Origin of the sequence: Streptomyces sp. ERV7, from assembly GCF_001653515.1 — a bacterium.
GTDB lineage: Bacteria > Actinomycetota > Actinomycetes > Streptomycetales > Streptomycetaceae > Streptomyces.
Genome location: NZ_LYOY01000029.1, coordinates 1,024,534 through 1,041,058 on the forward strand (window position 1 = coordinate 1,024,534; position 16,525 = coordinate 1,041,058).

Consider the following 16,525-nt stretch of genomic DNA (forward strand, 5'->3'; position numbering starts at 1 on the left):
CTGCGCCGATGAGGAGTACGGACGGTTTTGCGGATCCGGCGCGGGCTCGGGGAGACTGTAGGTTCCCCATAAACGATCAGTTGCTGATCCGAGAGTGACGAGCGCCATGCACGACGGCAAGACCACGGCAGGGGCCACCGCCGCCGACACCGCTTCGGTGCCGGCCGAGCCGCTGTCCCACGGGCTGAAGCAGCGCCATCTGACCATGCTGGGCCTGGGCGGGGTGATCGGCGCCGGCCTCTTCGTGGGGTCGGGGGCCGGGATCGCGGTGGCGGGGCCGGGGATCGTCGTCTCGTATCTCATCGCGGGTGCGATCGCGATGCTGGTGATGCGGATGCTCGGCGAGATGTCGTCGGCGATGCCCGCCTCGGGGTCGTTCTCCGTGCACGCCGAGCGGGCGCTCGGACGGTGGGCCGGGTTCAGCGTGGGCTGGCTGTACTGGTTCCTGCTCGTCGTCGTCCTCGCCGTGGAGGCGACCGGCGCGGCCCAGATCGCCCACGGGTGGGTCACGGGGGTGCCGCAGTGGGCCTGGGTGCTCGTCTTCATGGTGGTGTTCACCGTCGCCAACCTGGCGGCCGTGAAGAACTTCGGCGAGTTCGAGTTCTGGTTCGCCACCCTCAAGGTCGGCGCGATCGTCCTGTTCCTCGCGCTCGGGCTGCTCGCCGTCCTCGGGGTACTGCCGGACACCGAGCCCGTCGGGTTCACCAACCTCACCGGGCAGGGCGGCTTCCTGCCCAACGGCTGGGACGGCGTGGTCTCCGGCGTCCTCGCGGTGATCTTCGCCTTCGGCGGCCTTGAGGTCGTCACCATCGCGGCGGCCGAGTCGGACGACCCGGTGCGCGCGGTCGGCCGCGCGGTGCGCAGCGCGGTGTGGCGCATCCTCTTCTTCTATGTGGGCTCGATGCTGGTCATCGTGACCCTGCTGCCGTGGACCTCGATGGAGCCCGGCCACAGCCCGTACGTCGCCGTGCTCGACTCGATCGGCGTCTCCGGCGCCGGGCAGATCATGAACGTCGTCGTCTTCGTGGCGCTGCTCTCCGCGCTGAACGCCAATCTGTACGGCTCGTCCCGGATGGTCTTCTCGCTGGCCGAGCGCGGCGAGGCGCCGAAGGGACTGCTGAAAGTGTCGGGCGGCGGGGTGCCCCGGCGCGCGGTCCTGGCGTCGGTGGCCTTCGGGTTCGTTTCGGTGCTGCTCAATCTGAAGTGGCCCGACTCGGTCTTCCTCTACATGCTCAACGCGGTCGGCGCGGTGCTCCTGTTCGTCTGGGGTCTGATCGCCGTCTCGCAGCTGCGGCTGCGCCGCCGGATCGAGCGCGAGGCGCCGGAGCGGCTCACCCTGCGGATGTGGGCGTTCCCGTGGCTGACGTGGGCGGCGCTCGCCGCGATGGCGGCCGTGCTCGTCCTCATGCTCTTCGACGACGGGGCCCGGCCCCAGGTGCTGTGGTCGGCGGGCGCGACGGGCGCGGTGCTGGCGGTCGCTCTCGTACGGGAGTGGCGGGCGAGGGTCTCGGGCGAGCGCCTGACCGACCGACCGTCAGGTCGGTAGTTACGGGCGGGTTTGGCGGGACCCACGAGGGTGGAAGTGTCCATTCCGTGTGCAACTTGTGGGCAGAGGTTCACACTGTGTGAGTCGAGTGTCCGGATAGCGGTCTGGTGTTCCCTCTGAGCGGTGCCACCTCCAGACTGTGGCTCCCGCCCCCCGTCTCAGCTACTGAACAGGGCCTGCCCATGTCCCGGACAAACGCGCCCGTGACGACCGACGCGCCGCCGAAGGTCGACTCCCCTCTCACCCACGGTCTCAAGCAGCGCCATCTCTCGATGATCGCCCTCGGCGGCGTCATCGGCGCCGGACTCTTCGTCGGCTCCGGCGCCGGAATCGCCGCCGCCGGGCCCTCGATCGTCCTCGCCTACGGCATATCCGGCGCGCTCGTCATGCTGGTGATGCGCATGCTGGGCGAGATGTCGGCCGCCAACCCCGCCTCCGGCTCCTTCTCCGTGCACGCCGAGCGGGCCATCGGGCCCTGGGCCGGCTTCACCGCCGGCTGGGCGTTCTGGGTGCTGCTCTGTGTGGCGGTCGGCCTGGAGGGCATCGGCGCCGCCAAGATCGTCACCGGCTGGCTGCCCGGCACCTCCGAGTGGGCCTGGGTCGCGCTCTTCATGGTCGTGTTCACCGTCACCAACCTCGCGGCCGTGAAGAACTTCGGCGAGTTCGAGTTCTGGTTCGCCGCGCTCAAGGTCGCCGCGATCACGCTCTTCCTCGTCCTCGGTCTGCTCGCCATCCTCGGCGTGCTGCCCGACACCCCCGCCCCCGGCACCTCGAACCTCACCGGCGAGGGCGGATTCCTGCCCAACGGCTCCGAGGGCCTGGTGCTCGGACTGCTCGCCTCCGTCTTCGCGTACGGCGGTCTGGAGACGGTCACCATCGCGGCCGCCGAGTCCGAGAAGCCGGTGCAGGGCGTCGCCCGCGCGGTCCGTACGGCGATGTGGCGCATCGCGGTCTTCTACATCGGCTCGATGGCGGTCATCGTCACGCTGGTGCCCTGGGACGACAAGACCGTGGTGGAGAAGGGCCCCTACGTGGCCGCCCTCGACCACCTCGGCATCGACGGCGCCGGGCAGATCATGAACGTGGTCGTCCTGGTCGCCCTGCTCTCCGCGATGAACGCCAACATCTACGGCGCGTCCCGCATGGCGTACTCGCTGGTCGAGCGGGACCAGGGCCCCAAGGCGCTCGGCCGGATCTCCGGCGGTGTGCCGCGCATCGGGGTGCTGTGCTCCTCGGTCTTCGGCTTCGGGTGCGTGCTGCTGAGCTACTGGCGGCCGGACGACGTCTTCCCCTGGCTGCTGAACATGATCGGCGCGGTGATCCTGGTCGTCTGGATCTTCATCGCCGTCTCCCAGCTGCTGCTGCGCCGGCGCACCGAGCGCGAGACGCCGGAGAAGCTGGTCGTGCGGATGTGGCTGTACCCGGGTCTGACCTGGGTGGCGCTGGCCGCGATGGCCGGGATCTTCGTCCTGATGGCGCGCCAGTCCGACACCCGTGACCAGCTGATGGCGACGGGCGTGCTGACGGTCGTCCTGGCGGTCGTCGGATACGCCCGGCAGCGGATGACGGCCCGTCAGTCGGTCTGATCCGCGCCCCGCATCCCCTGAGAAGCCCTGCGTCCGGAGGTCCTAGACCTCCGGACGCAGGGCTTTTTGCTGAGGTCACCCTTAGCTGCGACACCGCATACCTGCTGGTAGCGTGCACTTGCACATCAGTTGCAACAAGCAGTCGGAGGGGCTTCGGACATGGCCATTTACACGCTTCCTGAACTTCCGTACGACTACGCCGCGCTCGAACCCGTCATCAGCCCGGAGATCATCGAGCTGCACCACGACAAGCACCACGCGGCGTATGTGAAGGGCGCGAACGACACCCTGGAGCAGCTCGCGGAGGCCCGCGACAAGGACGCCTGGGGCTCGATCAACGGCCTGGAGAAGAACCTCGCGTTCCACCTCTCCGGCCACATCCTGCACTCGATCTACTGGCACAACATGACCGGCGACGGCGGCGGCGAGCCGCTGGACAAGGACGGCGTGGGCGAGCTGGCGGACGCCATCGCCGAGTCGTTCGGCTCCTTCGCCAAGTTCAAGGCCCAGCTGACCAAGGCGTCGGCGACGACGCAGGGTTCGGGCTGGGGCGTCCTCGCGTACGAGCCGGTCAGCGGCCGTCTCGTCGTCGAGCAGATCTACGACCACCAGGGCAACGTCGGCCAGGGCTCGACCCCGGTGCTGGTCTTCGACGCCTGGGAGCACGCCTTCTACCTGCAGTACAGGAACCAGAAGGTGGACTTCATCGAGGCGATGTGGCGCGTCGTCAACTGGCAGGACGTGGCGAAGCGTTACGCCGCCGCCAAGGCCGCCGGGAACAACCTGCTGCTGGTCCCGTAGGGACCCCCCCCTGTCGTCCTGCTCGTGATCGTCTTCTCAACCTTCACTTGCGGGCGGAAGAAACGGACGGCCCCCGCGAGGACGTGACTCGCGGGGGCCGTCCGCTGCTCCCTGGCCCTCGGCCGCGGGGCCGTTCACTTCCGTGCGCCGGTGTGGTGCGCCGGTCCTTCACCCTTTCGCGCCGGGCCCGTTGTCAGTGGCGGGTGCCATGCTCGGAGCCATGGACACACAGGAGTTCTGGACGCTCATCGACGACGCCCGCGCGCAGGTGGCACACGCGGCGGACGCCGAGGCGGTCGCGGCGCGGGCCGCGGCCCTCCTCTCGGCCCGGCCGGTCGACGAGATAGTGGCTTTCCAGCAGGTCTTCTGGGACCTGATGGCCGCCTCCTACCGCCAGCCGCTCTGGGCCGCGGCGTACACGATCAACGGCGGGTGCTCGGACGACGGGTTCGACTACTTCAGGGGCTGGCTGATCGCGCAGGGGCGCGAGGTGTTCGACGGCGCGGTGGCCGACCCGGACGGGCTCGCGGGCCTGACGGCCGTGCGGGACGCGGCGGTCGAGGGCTGGGAGATGGAGTGCGAGGAGGCGCTCGGCATCGCCTGGGACGCGCATCTGTCCGCGACCGGCAAGGAGCTGCCCGGCGACAGCTTCACGATCCGCTACCCGGAGCTGGACCCGGGCTGGGACTTCGACTTCGACGACACGGGGGAGATAGCGCGACGGCTGCCGCGCCTGGCGGCGCTGTACGGACAGTAGGGACGGGCGGCGGGACGCGCCCGGCCCCCGGGGGCCGGTGGCTCGCGGGGGCCGGGCCGGCCCCCGGGGCCGGATCTGTCCTGACGGGTCCGGATCAGTCGAAGATCGGGCCCTGGGTGCGGGTGCGCTTGATCTCGTAGAAGCCCGGGGTCGAGGCGACCAGGAGCGTGCCGTCCCACAGACGGGCCGCGGCCTCGCCCTTGGGGGCCGGGGTGACGACCGGGCCGAAGAAGGCGATCTGCTCGCCGTCCGCGCCGGGCACGGCGATGACGGGGGTGCCGACGTCCTGGCCGACCTTGTCTATGCCCTCCTTGTGGGAGGCGCGCAGCTCCGCGTCGTAGGCGTAGGCGCTGTTGTGGACCTCCGCGTGGTCGGCGAGGTCGGCGGGCAGGCCCACCTCCTCCAGGGCGGCGACGATCACCTCGCGGCCGGAGCCGAGGTCCTGGTTGTGGAAGCGGGTGCCCAGGGCGGTGTACAGCTTGCCCACGACCTCCTCGCCGTACTTCTGCTGCGCGGCCATGACGACCTGCACCGGGCCCCAGGACCGGTTCACCAGGAAGTCGCGGTAGGACTCCGGCAGCTCGTCGAGCCTGTCCTCGTTGAGGACGCCCAGGCTCATCACATGCCAGCGGACCTCGACGTCACGGACCTTCTCGACCTCCAGCATCCAGCGGGACGTCATCCAGGCCCAGGGACAGAGCGGGTCGAACCAGAAGTCGACGGGGGTCTTCCCGGTCTGGGACGCGGTCTCGGACATGTCTCTCCTCATCGGGGCAACGCTGGGCGGATCAAGGAAGGGAACACCTCCGGCCACCCCTCGCATTCCCACGTGTCCCGGGCCCGGCGGGCATGGCAGGATCAGCGGTGTTCGAACGAGACACGAAGGAGTGCCCGTGCCCGGTGAGAATCTGTCCCGCGACGAGGCCCGTGAGCGGGCAGATCTGCTGTCCGTCGACGGGTACGACATCGCCCTCGATCTGCGGTCCGCGGTCGGGGACGCCCCGGACGGGCCGCGTACGTTCCGCTCGGTCACCACGATCCGGTTCCGCTGCGCCCGGCCGGGCGCGGCCTCCTTCGCGGACCTGGTCGCGCCGTCGGTGAACGCGGTCACCCTGAACGGCAAGCCGCTGGACACGGCGGCGGTCTTCGACGGCACCCGGGTGGCGCTCGCGGACCTGGCGGCGGAGAACGTGCTGGTGGTGGACGCGAACTGCGCGTACAGCCGCACCGGCGAGGGCATGCACCGCTTCGTCGACCCCGAGGACGGCGAGGTCTACCTCTACACCCAGTACGAGCCGGCCGACTCCCGGCGGGTGTTCGCGAACTTCGAGCAGCCCGACCTGAAGGCCCCCTACCGCTTCGAGGCGACGGCGCCCGAGGGCTGGACGGTGTGGTCCAACGGCGAGGGCACCCGGGGCGAGGACGGCGTCTGGCGGTTCGCCGAGACCGAGCCGATCTCCACGTACATCACCTGTGTGGTGGCCGGGCCGTACCACTACGTGACGGACACCTACCGCCGTACGTTCGACGACGGCACCACGCTGGAGATCCCGCTCGGCGCGATGTGCCGCAAGGGGCTTGCCCGGCACTTCGACGCGGACGACGTGTTCCTCGTCACCAAGCAGGGCTTCGACTTCTTCCACGACCAGTTCGACTACCCGTACCCGTTCGGCAAGTACGACCAGGCCTTCGTGCCGGAGTACAACCTCGGGGCGATGGAGAACCCGGGTCTGGTGACCTTCCGCGAGGAGTTCATCTTCCGCGGCAAGGTGACCCAGGCGGCCTACGAGCGGCGCGCCAACGTCATCCTGCACGAGATGGCCCACATGTGGTTCGGCGACCTCGTCACCATGCGGTGGTGGGACGACCTGTGGCTGAAGGAGTCGTTCGCCGACTTCATGGGCAGCTTCTCGCAGGTCGAGGCGACCCGGTTCGACAACGGCTGGATCACCTTCGCCAACGGCCGCAAGTCCTGGGCGTACCGCGCCGACCAGCTGCCCTCCACCCACCCGATCACGGCCGACATCCGTGACCTGGAGGACGCCAAGCTCAACTTCGACGGCATCACCTACGCCAAGGGCGCCTCCGTCCTCAAGCAGCTGGTGGCGTACGTGGGACGGGAGGCGTTCCTGGAGGGTGCCCGGCGCTACTTCAAGCGCCACGCCTACGGGAACACGCGCCTCGGCGACCTGCTGTCGGTCCTGGAGGAGGTGTCCGGCCGGGACATGGCGTCCTGGTCGCGGTCCTGGCTCCAGACGGCCGGGCTCAACTCGCTCACCCCGCAGGTCACTTACGACGCGGGCGACCGCATCACCGAGCTCGCCGTGGTCCAGGAGGCCGTCGAGGCGTACCCGACGCTGCGCCCGCACCGCGTCGCGGTCGGCCTCTACCGCTCCGAGGCGGGCGCCCTGGTGCGCTACGCACGCGCCGAGGTCGACGTGGACGGGCCGCGCACGGTGGTGGCGGAGCTGGCCGGGGCCGAGCGGCCCGAGCTGGTCCTCGTCAACGACGACGACCTCACGTACTGCAAGATCCGCTTCGACGAGGGCTCGCTCGCCACCCTGCGGACGAACCTCGGCGACATCACGGACCCGCTGGCCCGCGCCCTGTGCTGGTCGGCGCTGTGGAACCTGACGCGGGACGCCCTGATGCCCGCGCGGGACTTCGTCGAGCTGGTCCTCGCCCACTCCGGGCGCGAGAGCGACATCGGCGTGCTCCAGATGCTGCACGCCTGGACCCGCTCGGCGCAGACGCACTACGCGGCGCCCGAGTGGCGCGAGGAGGGCGGCCGACTGCTGGCCGAGGGCGCGCTGCGCGAGCTGCGGATCGCGGCGCCGGGCAGTGAGCACCAGCTGGCCTGGGCCCGCTTCTTCGCCTCCACGGCGACGGGCGACGCCGACTTCCAGCTCCTGGAAGGGCTCCTCGCGGGAACGGCGAAGATCGACGGCCTGGAGGTCGACCAGGAGCTGCGCTGGGTGCTCCTGGAGCCGCTGGCCGCGCACGGCCGCGCCGACGAGTCGGTGATCGGCGCCGAGCTCGCCCGCGACGACACCGCCTCCGGCAAGCGCCACCAGGTGCGCTGTCTGGCGGCCCGGCCGTCGGCGGCGGTCAAGGCGCAGGCGTGGGCGCAGGTCGTCGAGTCGGACGCGCTCTCGAACGCGCTGGTGGAGGCCACCATCTCGGGCTTCGGCCAGGCCTCGCAGCGCGAGCTGATCGCTCCGTACGCGCCGAAGTACTTCGAGGTCATCGAGCGCCTGTGGGCCGAGCGGTCCATCCAGATCGGCATGGACGTCGTCCGGGGGCTCTTCCCGAGCCTGCGGGACAACCGGTCGACGCTCGACTCCACGGACGAATGGCTGGCCGCCCACGCGGACGCGGCCCCGGCGCTGCGCCGGCTGGTCCTGGAGGCCCGTGACGACCTGGCCCGCACCCTGCGCGGCCAGGCCTGCGACGCGGCCGCGGCCACCCGCTGACGCCTGACAGGGGGCCCGGCGACGGGCCCCCTGATCGGCACTCGAACGCCCGTACTTTAGGACGGGCTTGTCCGGAATTGTCGACGGGCTTGTAACAGCGGTTAGGGGCCACTCCGGGCGCGGAACACCCCCCGGCATGAACCACAACACCCCGACCTTCGGCGGCGAGACCCCCTCCCCGCTCCTGCTGCGGGCCCGGGCGGCGCTGCTGCGGGCCGTGGAGGGCCCCGGCGACCCGGCGGCGGCCGCGGATCTCGACGCGATCCTGGAGCACGGCCGCATTCGCGCCACTCTGTCCGCCGAAGGGCCGGGCGAGCGGGCCGAGTTCGCCGATCCGGCCTGGGGGCCCGCCTGGACGGCCGCGCGGGACTACCTCGATCTGCTGCGCACCGCGCCGGACCGGATCCGCGCCTGCGCCCATGACGCGTGCATCCTGCACTTCTTCGACACCTCACGGAACGGCACCCGCCGCTGGTGCTCGATGGCCGGGTGCGGCAACCGTGCGAAGGCGTCCCGTCACTACGCCCGTACCCGCGAGAGCTGATTCGGCCCGTTTCGCCCCGCCTCGCTCCTGATGGCGCATGGCGGGATTCCGCCATGTCCGATTCCGGGCCTGGTCAACTCTCCACAAACAACCGTCACATACGAAATGCTCAGCGGTCATCCGGCACCGTATTCCGGACCCTTTCTGACCATTAGGGATGCTGATGACCTCCGATTCGCCGCGCGCCATACCCGGCGCTAGACGCACGGCCCGTATAGCGGCCGCGGCAGGCCTGGTGGCCGCGCTCATCACCGCGGGCGCCGCCCCCGTCTTCGCCGCTCAGGCGGCCGATCCCACCCCCGCTCCGGTGAAGTCCACGCCCGCGAAGAACCCGGCGGCCAAGCTGGGCGCGGCCGACGAGCAGCGGCTCGCCGAGGCCCAGGCCAAGGGCGAGAAGACCGTCACCGTGATGGTGGCGACCGCCCCCGGCGCCACCGGCGCCGTCTCGCACCAGCTGGACTCGGTGCCGGGCGCCACCGTCGGCAAGACCGACGACAAGCTCGGGTATGTGCGAGCCACCCTGCCGACCGGCTCCGCCGAGTCGGCCCTGAAGGCCGCGGCCAAGCTGCCCTCCGTCCACGGGATCGACCTCAAGCAGGAGATCCAGCTGGACGACCCGACCCCGTCGGCCGACAGCGCCAAGGGCGCCGCCGCCCCGCGCAGGTCGCTCTCGGGCTCGTACGCGGCGCCGGGCAAGGACACGCCCGCGAAGAACCCGTACAACCCGTCCTTCGAGACGGGCGCGGTCGACTTCGTCAAGCAGCACCCCAAGGCCGACGGCCGCGGCATCACCATCGGCGTCCTGGACTCCGGCGTGGACCTGGGCCACCCGGCGCTCCAGAAGACCACCACCGGCGAGCGCAAGATCGTCGACTGGGTCACCGCGACCGACCCGGTGGCCGACGCCGACGGCACCTGGCGCCGGATGAACACCGCCGTCTCCGGGCCGGAGTTCACGTACCAGGGCCGCACCTGGAAGGCCCCGGCGGGCAGCTACGACGTGAGCCTCTTCTCGGAGAAGATCACCGCGGGCGGCGACGCCAAGGGCGACGTGAACCGCGACGGCGACACCACCGACACCTGGGGCGTGCTCTACGACCCGGTCGCCGGGACCGTCCGGGTGGACCTCAACAACAACGGTGACTTCACCGACGACGAGGCCATGAAGCCGTACAAGGACGGCTACCAGGTCGGCTACTTCGGTACGGACAACCCGGCGACCGACATCGCCGAGCGGATGCCGTTCACCGTCGAGATCCGCAAGAACGTGAAGTACGACGCGGCCGGACACACCTCCGACTACGTCAACATCGGCATCATCGAGTCCGAGCACGGCACCCACGTGGCGGGCATCACCGCCGCCAACGGGCTGTTCGGCGGCAAGATGAGCGGCGCCGCCCCCGGCGCCAAGATCGTCTCCTCGCGGGCCTGCAACTGGTCCGGCGGCTGCACCAACATCGCGCTGACCGAGGGCATGATCGACCTGGTCACCAACCGCCACGTCGACATCGTCAACATGTCGATCGGCGGTCTGCCGGCGCTCAACGACGGCAACAACGCGCGCTCCGAGCTCTACAAGCGCCTGATCGACAGCTACGGCGTCCAGCTGGTCATCTCGGCCGGCAACGAGGGCCCCGGCGTCAACACCATCGGCGACCCGGGCCTGGCGGACCACGTCATCTCGGTCGGCGCCTCCATCTCGCAGCAGACCTGGGCCGCCAACTACGGCTCCAACGTGTCGAAGAAGTACGACATGATGCCGTTCTCCTCGCGCGGTCCGCGTGAGGACGGCGGCTTCACGCCGACCCTGTCGGCGCCGGGTGCCGCGATCAACACCACGCAGACGTGGCTGGCGGGCTCCCCGGTCAAGGAGTCGGGCTACTCGCTGCCGGCCGGCTACTCGATGCTCCAGGGCACCTCGATGGCCTCGCCGCAGGCGACCGGCGCCGCGGCCCTGCTGCTCTCGGCCGCCAAGCAGAAGCACCTGGACCTGGCCCCGGCCGACCTGCGCACCGCGCTGACGTCGACGGCCAAGCACATCAAGGGCGTCCAGTCCTACGTCGAGGGCGCGGGCCTGATCGACATCGTCGACGCCTGGGACGCGATCGAGGACGGCGCGAAGGCACACGGGGCCTTGGCCCATGAATATTCGGTCAAGGCGCCGGTGAAGACGGCGATCGACTTCGCGCTCAAGACGCCGGGCTTCGGCACCGGCATCTACGACCGCGAGGGCGGCCTCAAGGCGGGCGAGAAGAAGACCTACGACGTCACCGTCACCCGCACCACGGGCCCGGACAAGGCCGTGAAGCACAAGCTGTCGTTCAAGAACGACGACGGCACCTTCAAGGTCCTGGGCTCCGACGAGATCGCGCTGTCGCTGAACACGCCGGTCACCGTCAAAGTGCAGGCGCAGCCGAAGTCGGCGGGCATCCACAGCGCCATCCTGGAGGTCAACGACAAGCGGACCAAGGGCGTGGACCAGCAGATCCTCGCCACCGTGATCGTCTCCAAGCCGCTGGCCAAGCCGTCGTACAGCTTCACGGACTCGTCCTCGGTGCAGCGCAACAGCACCAAGTCGTACTTCGTGACCGTCCCGGCGGGCGCCAAGGCCCTCGAGGTCTCGATGGGCGCGCTGCGCTCGGGCAGCCAGACCCGGTTCATCGCGATCCACCCCTACGGTGTGCCGGTCGACGACACGGGGACGCCCAACTGCTACCCGAACTACGACAACCCGGCCAACAAGTGCCGCCCGGACCTGCGTTCCTACGCGGACCCGCAGCCGGGCGTCTGGGAGATCGAGGTCGAGTCGCGCCGTACGTCGCCGTACCTCGACAACCCGTACAAGCTGGACGTGGCGCTGCTCGGCGCCGCCTTCGACCCGGCCGTGAAGACCGTGCCGGAGGCCAAGGTCGGCACCTCGACCCCGGTCGAGTGGAAGGTCACCAACGGCTTCGCCGCCATCGACGGCAAGCTCCAGGGCGGCTCGCTGGGCTCCGCGAAGGTCGCCAAGCCGACCATCAAGGCCGGTGAGGTCCAGACGACCACGCTGACCATCGGCGAGGGCGTGGAGCGCCTCGACGTCGCCATCGGCGGCGTCTCGGACACCGCGGCCGACCTGGACCTCGCGGTCCTCAAGGACGGCGTGCAGGTCGGCTCGTCCGCGGACGGCGACTCCGAGGAGGCCGTCAGCCTGGTGAAGCCCGCCGCCGGCACCTACACGATCCAGGTCGCGGGCTACGCCATCCCGTCCGGGACGACCACGTACAACTACCGCGACGTGTACTACGCGCCGTCGCTCGGCACCGTCAAGGTCGACGAGTCGAAGGCGGTCAAGCTGGCCAACGGCGCCACGGCGGCCGTCGGCGCGCAGGTCGTGGTGGCCGGTGCGGCCCCCGAGGGACGCCAGTTCTTCGGCGAGGTCAAGCTGGTCAACGCGCGCGGCACCGCCGCGGGCACCGGCAGCGTCGTGATCGAGAAGGTCACGCCGTAACGGAGTGAGCATGCGAGGGGGCCCGGCGTTCACAAAGAACGCCGGGCCCCTTTTTTCGCTGTTCCGTCTACGGCCTCAGCCCTTGAGGGAGCTCAGGTCCTGGGCGTAGGTGCCGACCGCGTGCGCGATCAGGTCGATGTTGAGGTCGAAGTACCTGCGGTCGATGTTCTTCAGGGTGTCGCCGGCCGCGTGGTAGTTGGCGTCGTACGGCTGACCCGCCGTGCCGCCCGCCTTCGCCGCCTGGTCCGCCGTCTTGAGGCCCTCGGCGCCGGTGAAGGTGCCGCCCGCCGGAATGCCCTGCTCGATGAACGGGCCGTAGTCGGAGCGGCCGTCGAAGTCGGTGCCCCAGTGCGGGACGCTCTTCCTGTCGAGGTAGCCGTTGATCAGCCGCTCGATCTGGGCGGAGCCGACCGGGCCCGCGCCCGCGCCGGTCTTGTCGGAGTCGTCGCCGTCGTAGACGAGCTCGGCCGGGTTGGGCGAGCCGATCATGTCGAAGTTGAGGTACAGCTTGATCCGCTGCTTCTCCTTCTCCGTCAGGGACTTGACGTAGTGCTCGGAGCCCAGCAGGCCCAGCTCCTCGCCCGACCACCAGGCGAACCGCACCTTGTTGGCGAGGGGCTTGGGGTGCTTCTTGGTCTGCTTGGTCTCCTTGGCGAGCTTGAGCGCGACCTCAAGGAGACCGGCCGAGCCGGAGCCGTTGTCGTTGATGCCGGGCCCGGCCTTCACCGAGTCGAGGTGGCTGCCGAGCGCCACGACGCTGGACGGGTCGCCGCCCTTGGTCTGCGCGATGACGTTGCGGGTCTTGTGGGCGACCGACTCGGTGGCGACGTCCAGGGTGACGGTGACCTCGCCCTTGGCGACCTGCGCGGCCAGCGCCTCGCCGTCGGCGAGCGAGATGCCGGTGGCCGGGATGTGCGCGTTGGCGGGGTCGCTGACGGTGCCGTGGACGGGGGTGTCGCCGGAGTGGTTGTAGAGGATGATCCCGGCCGCGCCCGCCTGTGCCGCGACGGCCTCCTTCTGCAGGAAGGTGCAGTTGCCGCGCTTGACCAGGGCGATCTTTCCGGTGAAGGTGTCCGACTTGTAGTCGTCGAGCTCACAGCCCGGGGTGGCGTCGACGCGGGCGGCCTTGACCTGGGCGGTGAGGCCGCCGGCCGGGCTCGCCTTGCTGAAGTCGAACGCGGTGGTCTTCAGCTCGCGCGGCTCGGGCGTCACCACGGCGAGCTTCTCGCGCAGCGTCTTGGACTCGAAGACGTCGAAGTCCTGGTACGCGACGTCGTACCCGGCCTTCTTGAGCTGGCCGTAGACGTACGCGGCCGAGGCGTCGTAGCCGGGGGTGCCCGCGGCGCGGTTGCCGCCGTTGGCGTCGGCGATCTTCTGGAACTGCTCCAGGTGGCGGTAGGCGCTCTCCCCCGACGCCTGCCCCACCAGCTTTCTGGCGAGCCGCTCCGCCTGCTTCTGCGGATCCTTGCGGTCGTGCGAGTGGGCGACGGCGGGGCCGGCGGCGGCGGCCAGGAGTACGGGGGCTGCGGCCAGGGCGGCTATGGCCCGGGTGCGGCGGGACAGGCGCACGGGGTTCCTCCGGAATGCGGGTACGGATGACCGTTTATCGGCCCGGACGGCAGGACCGTAACCAGCGAAAGCGCCGTGTGGGGGTATTCCGGGGCGGATGCAACAGAGCCGCCATGAACTCGTCACAAGTGGGAAGGCATCTCCCGCTTAGCCGTCCGGGCGTCCCATACCCCGGACAATGGATTGGACAAGTCCGCCGGGCGCCGACGCATGATGGAAGCGCCCGTGCCGTACATGCGCCTACCTGCGCGTACAGAAGGAGTCACCGTGAGGGTCGGAATCGTCGGAGCCACCGGACAGGTCGGCGGAGTCATGCGGAGCATCCTCGCCGAGCGGAAGTTCCCGGTCGACGAGCTGCGCCTGTTCGCCTCCGCGCGCTCCGCGGGATCCACCCTCACGTGGGAGGGCCGGGAGATCACCATCGAGGACGCGTCCACGGCCGACTACACCGGCCTGGACATCGTGCTCTTCTCGGCGGGCGGCTCGACGTCGCGCGCCCTGGCGGAGAAGGTCGCCGGGCAGGGCGCCGTCGTGATCGACAACTCCTCGGCGTGGCGGAGCGACCCCGAGGTGCCGCTGGTGGTGTCCGAGGTGAACCCGGAGGCGATCAAGGACCGCCCCAAGGGGATCATCGCCAACCCGAACTGCACCACGATGGCCGCGATGCCGGTGCTGCGGCCGCTGCACGAGGAGGCCGGGCTGACCGCGATGGTCGCCACGACCTACCAGGCCGTGTCCGGCTCGGGTGTCGCGGGCGTGGCGGAGCTGCACACGCAGGCGTGCGCGGTGGCCGAGGCGGCGGACCAGCTGGCGTTCGACGGCGAGTCGGTGGAGTTCCCCGAGCCCGGCGTCTACAAGCGCCCGATCGCCTTCAACGTGCTGCCGCTGGCGGGGTCGATCGTGGACGACGGCTCGTTCGAGACGGACGAGGAGCAGAAGCTGCGCAACGAGTCCCGCAAGATCCTGGGCATCCCGGGCCTGAAGGTGTCCGGCACGTGTGTCCGTGTGCCGGTCTTCTCCGGCCACTCGCTCCAGGTGAACGCGCGGTTCGAGCGGGCGATCGGGGTGGAGCGGGCGTACGAGCTGCTCGCCTCGGCGCCGGGTGTGGAGCTGTCGGAGATTCCGACGCCGCTGCAGGCCGCGGGCAAGGACGTGTCGTACGTGGGGCGTATTCGTCTCGACGAGACGGTGGAGAACGGGCTTGCGCTGTTCCTGTCCAACGACAATCTCCGTAAGGGGGCGGCGTTGAACGCGGTGCAGATCGCGGAGCTGGTGGCGGAGGAGCTGCGCGGCTAGCGGGTTTTTGGCCCCATCCCGCCCCTTCACCTAGACCCTCCGGGGGTGGGTGGGGGCGGCCCCCACCCCCTGCCCCGGGAGACTTCGCCATGTCCGGAATCAGCCCGAACCGCCGGAAGTCGGCCGCCGCGCTCGCCGTGACCGCCTCCATCGCCCTGTTCGCCTCCGCCTGTACGGGCCAGAGCGGCTCCTCCGCGAAGGACGACGCCTCCAAGGAGACGACGATCACCTTCTGGCACGGCTGGAGCGCCCCCGAGGAGGTCAAGGCGATCCAGGCCAACGTGGACGCCTTCCAGAAGGCGCACCCCAACATCCATGTGAAGGTCGTCGGCAACATCAACGACGACAAGATCAACCAGGCGCTGCGCGCGGGCGGTTCGAACGCGCCGGACGTGGTCTCCTCCTTCACCACCAACAACGTCGGCAAGTTCTGCTCGTCCAAGGCCTTCGTCGACCTCGCCCCCTTCCTGAAGAAGGACGGGATCGACCCGGCGAAGACCTTCCCGAAGGCGATGAACGAGTACACCCAGTTCGAGGGCAGGCGCTGCACGCTCCCGCTGCTCGGCGACGCCTACGCGCTCTACTACAACAAGGACGCCTTCAAGGCCGCCGGGATCACCGAACCACCCAGGACGTGGAGCGAGTTCGCCGCCGACGCCAAGAAGCTGACCAAGGCGAAGGGCGACTCGTACGAGCAGCTCGGGTTCATGCCGACCTACCACGGCTACGAGTCGACGACCGAGCACTACATCGCGCAGTGGTCGCCCACCTACTTCGACGCCGACGGCAAGTCGAACATCGCCAAGGACCCGGCCTTCGCCAAGGGGCTCGCCCTCCAGAAGCAGCTGGTGGACGACCTCGGCGGGTTCCAGAAGCTGGAGAAGTTCCGGTCCGGCTTCGGCGACGAGTTCGGCGCCAAGCACCCCTTCCACCTGGGCCAGGTCGCGATGCAGCTGGACGGCGAATGGCGTCTGGGGATGGCCGAGGACGCCAAGCCGAAGTTCGGGATCGGGGTCGCCCCGCTGCCCGTGCCGGACGACCAGGCCGCGAGCTACGGGAAGGGCTACATCACCGGGACCATCGCCGGGATCGCCGCCACCTCCGCCAAGCAGAACGCCGCCTGGGAGCTGGTGAAGTACATGACCACCGACACCGAGGCGGTGGTCGCCTTCGCCAACGCCATCCACAACGTGCCCTCCACGCTGGAGGCGCTCAAGTCGCCGAACCTGAAGTACGACCCGCGGTTCAAGACCTTCCTGGACATCGCGCAGAACCCGGCCTCGACGACCAGCCCGGCCTCGGTCAACGGCGGCCAGTACCTGGTGTCGGTCCAGAACCTCGGCTACGACGTCGAGAAGGGCAAGCAGGGCGACGTCGAGGCCGGCCTGGAGAAGACCGCCAAGGAGATCGACACGGCGATCGCCCAGGCCAAGTAGGCCCGGGCCGACGAGCGCCGCGGAGCA

General features: G+C 69.9%; 10 protein-coding genes and 1 pseudogene. 9 read left to right on the plus strand and 2 right to left on the minus strand.

Features of this window, described 5'->3' with window-relative positions; translation table 11 throughout:
• The first annotated feature begins 106 nt into the window (after nt 1–106).
• The 4 genes from A8W25_RS11000 to A8W25_RS11015 all read left to right on the plus strand — a co-directional run bounded on the left by A8W25_RS11000 (nt 107) and on the right by A8W25_RS11015 (nt 4,690).
• Nucleotides 107–1,546, plus strand: a complete 1,440-nt coding sequence (locus tag A8W25_RS11000) for an amino acid permease (protein WP_067159122.1) — start codon at nt 107–109, stop codon at nt 1,544–1,546.
• Nucleotides 1,547–1,728: 182 nt separating this feature from the next.
• Nucleotides 1,729–3,132 carry an amino acid permease gene (locus tag A8W25_RS11005; protein ID WP_067159125.1) on the plus strand — a complete coding sequence of 468 codons (1,404 nt, stop codon included), beginning with the start codon at nt 1,729–1,731 and terminating at the stop codon, nt 3,130–3,132.
• Nucleotides 3,133–3,291: 159 nt separating this feature from the next.
• Complete coding sequence (locus A8W25_RS11010) at nt 3,292–3,933, plus strand: superoxide dismutase (RefSeq protein ID WP_067159128.1); 642 nt, start codon at nt 3,292–3,294, stop codon at nt 3,931–3,933.
• 220 nt (nt 3,934–4,153) lie between these two features.
• Nucleotides 4,154–4,690 (plus strand): DUF4240 domain-containing protein, encoded by a 537-nt coding sequence (locus A8W25_RS11015; protein ID WP_067159131.1) that lies wholly within the window; start codon nt 4,154–4,156, stop codon nt 4,688–4,690.
• A gap of 94 nt (nt 4,691–4,784) precedes the next feature.
• Here the strand turns inward: A8W25_RS11015 and A8W25_RS11020 are convergent, their stop codons facing one another.
• Complete coding sequence (locus A8W25_RS11020; protein ID WP_067159134.1) at nt 4,785–5,447, minus strand: DsbA family oxidoreductase; 663 nt, start codon at nt 5,445–5,447, stop codon at nt 4,785–4,787.
• Between the two features lie 136 nt (nt 5,448–5,583).
• On the opposite strand from A8W25_RS11020, the gene pepN reads away from it, so the two are divergent.
• The 3 genes and pseudogenes from pepN to A8W25_RS11035 all read left to right on the plus strand — a co-directional run bounded on the left by pepN (nt 5,584) and on the right by A8W25_RS11035 (nt 12,197).
• A complete protein-coding gene (pepN, locus tag A8W25_RS11025) occupies nt 5,584–8,163 on the plus strand; it encodes an aminopeptidase N (RefSeq protein ID WP_067159139.1) in 2,580 nt (859 codons plus the stop codon).
• A 187-nt stretch (nt 8,164–8,350) separates the two neighbouring features.
• Nucleotides 8,351–8,707, plus strand: a pseudogene (locus A8W25_RS11030) (CGNR zinc finger domain-containing protein); the annotation flags it as partial.
• 157 nt (nt 8,708–8,864) lie between these two features.
• Nucleotides 8,865–12,197: a S8 family serine peptidase gene (locus A8W25_RS11035; protein ID WP_199831722.1), complete on the plus strand. Its 3,333-nt coding sequence runs from the start codon at nt 8,865–8,867 to the stop codon at nt 12,195–12,197.
• A 75-nt stretch (nt 12,198–12,272) separates the two neighbouring features.
• On the opposite strand, the gene A8W25_RS11040 is transcribed toward A8W25_RS11035, so the two are convergent.
• Nucleotides 12,273–13,766 (minus strand): M28 family metallopeptidase, encoded by a 1,494-nt coding sequence (locus tag A8W25_RS11040; protein WP_067159142.1) that lies wholly within the window; start codon nt 13,764–13,766, stop codon nt 12,273–12,275.
• A 267-nt stretch (nt 13,767–14,033) separates the two neighbouring features.
• On the opposite strand from A8W25_RS11040, the gene A8W25_RS11045 reads away from it, so the two are divergent.
• Together A8W25_RS11045 and A8W25_RS11050 are read left to right on the plus strand one after the other, a co-directional pair.
• The gene (locus A8W25_RS11045; protein WP_067159145.1) at nt 14,034–15,062 is read left to right on the plus strand and encodes an aspartate-semialdehyde dehydrogenase; all 1,029 of its coding nucleotides are present in this window, start codon (nt 14,034–14,036) and stop codon (nt 15,060–15,062) included.
• Nucleotides 15,063–15,151: 89 nt separating this feature from the next.
• Nucleotides 15,152–16,498, plus strand: a complete 1,347-nt coding sequence (locus A8W25_RS11050) for an ABC transporter substrate-binding protein (protein WP_067159147.1) — start codon at nt 15,152–15,154, stop codon at nt 16,496–16,498.
• The last annotated feature ends 27 nt before the right edge of the window (nt 16,499–16,525 follow it).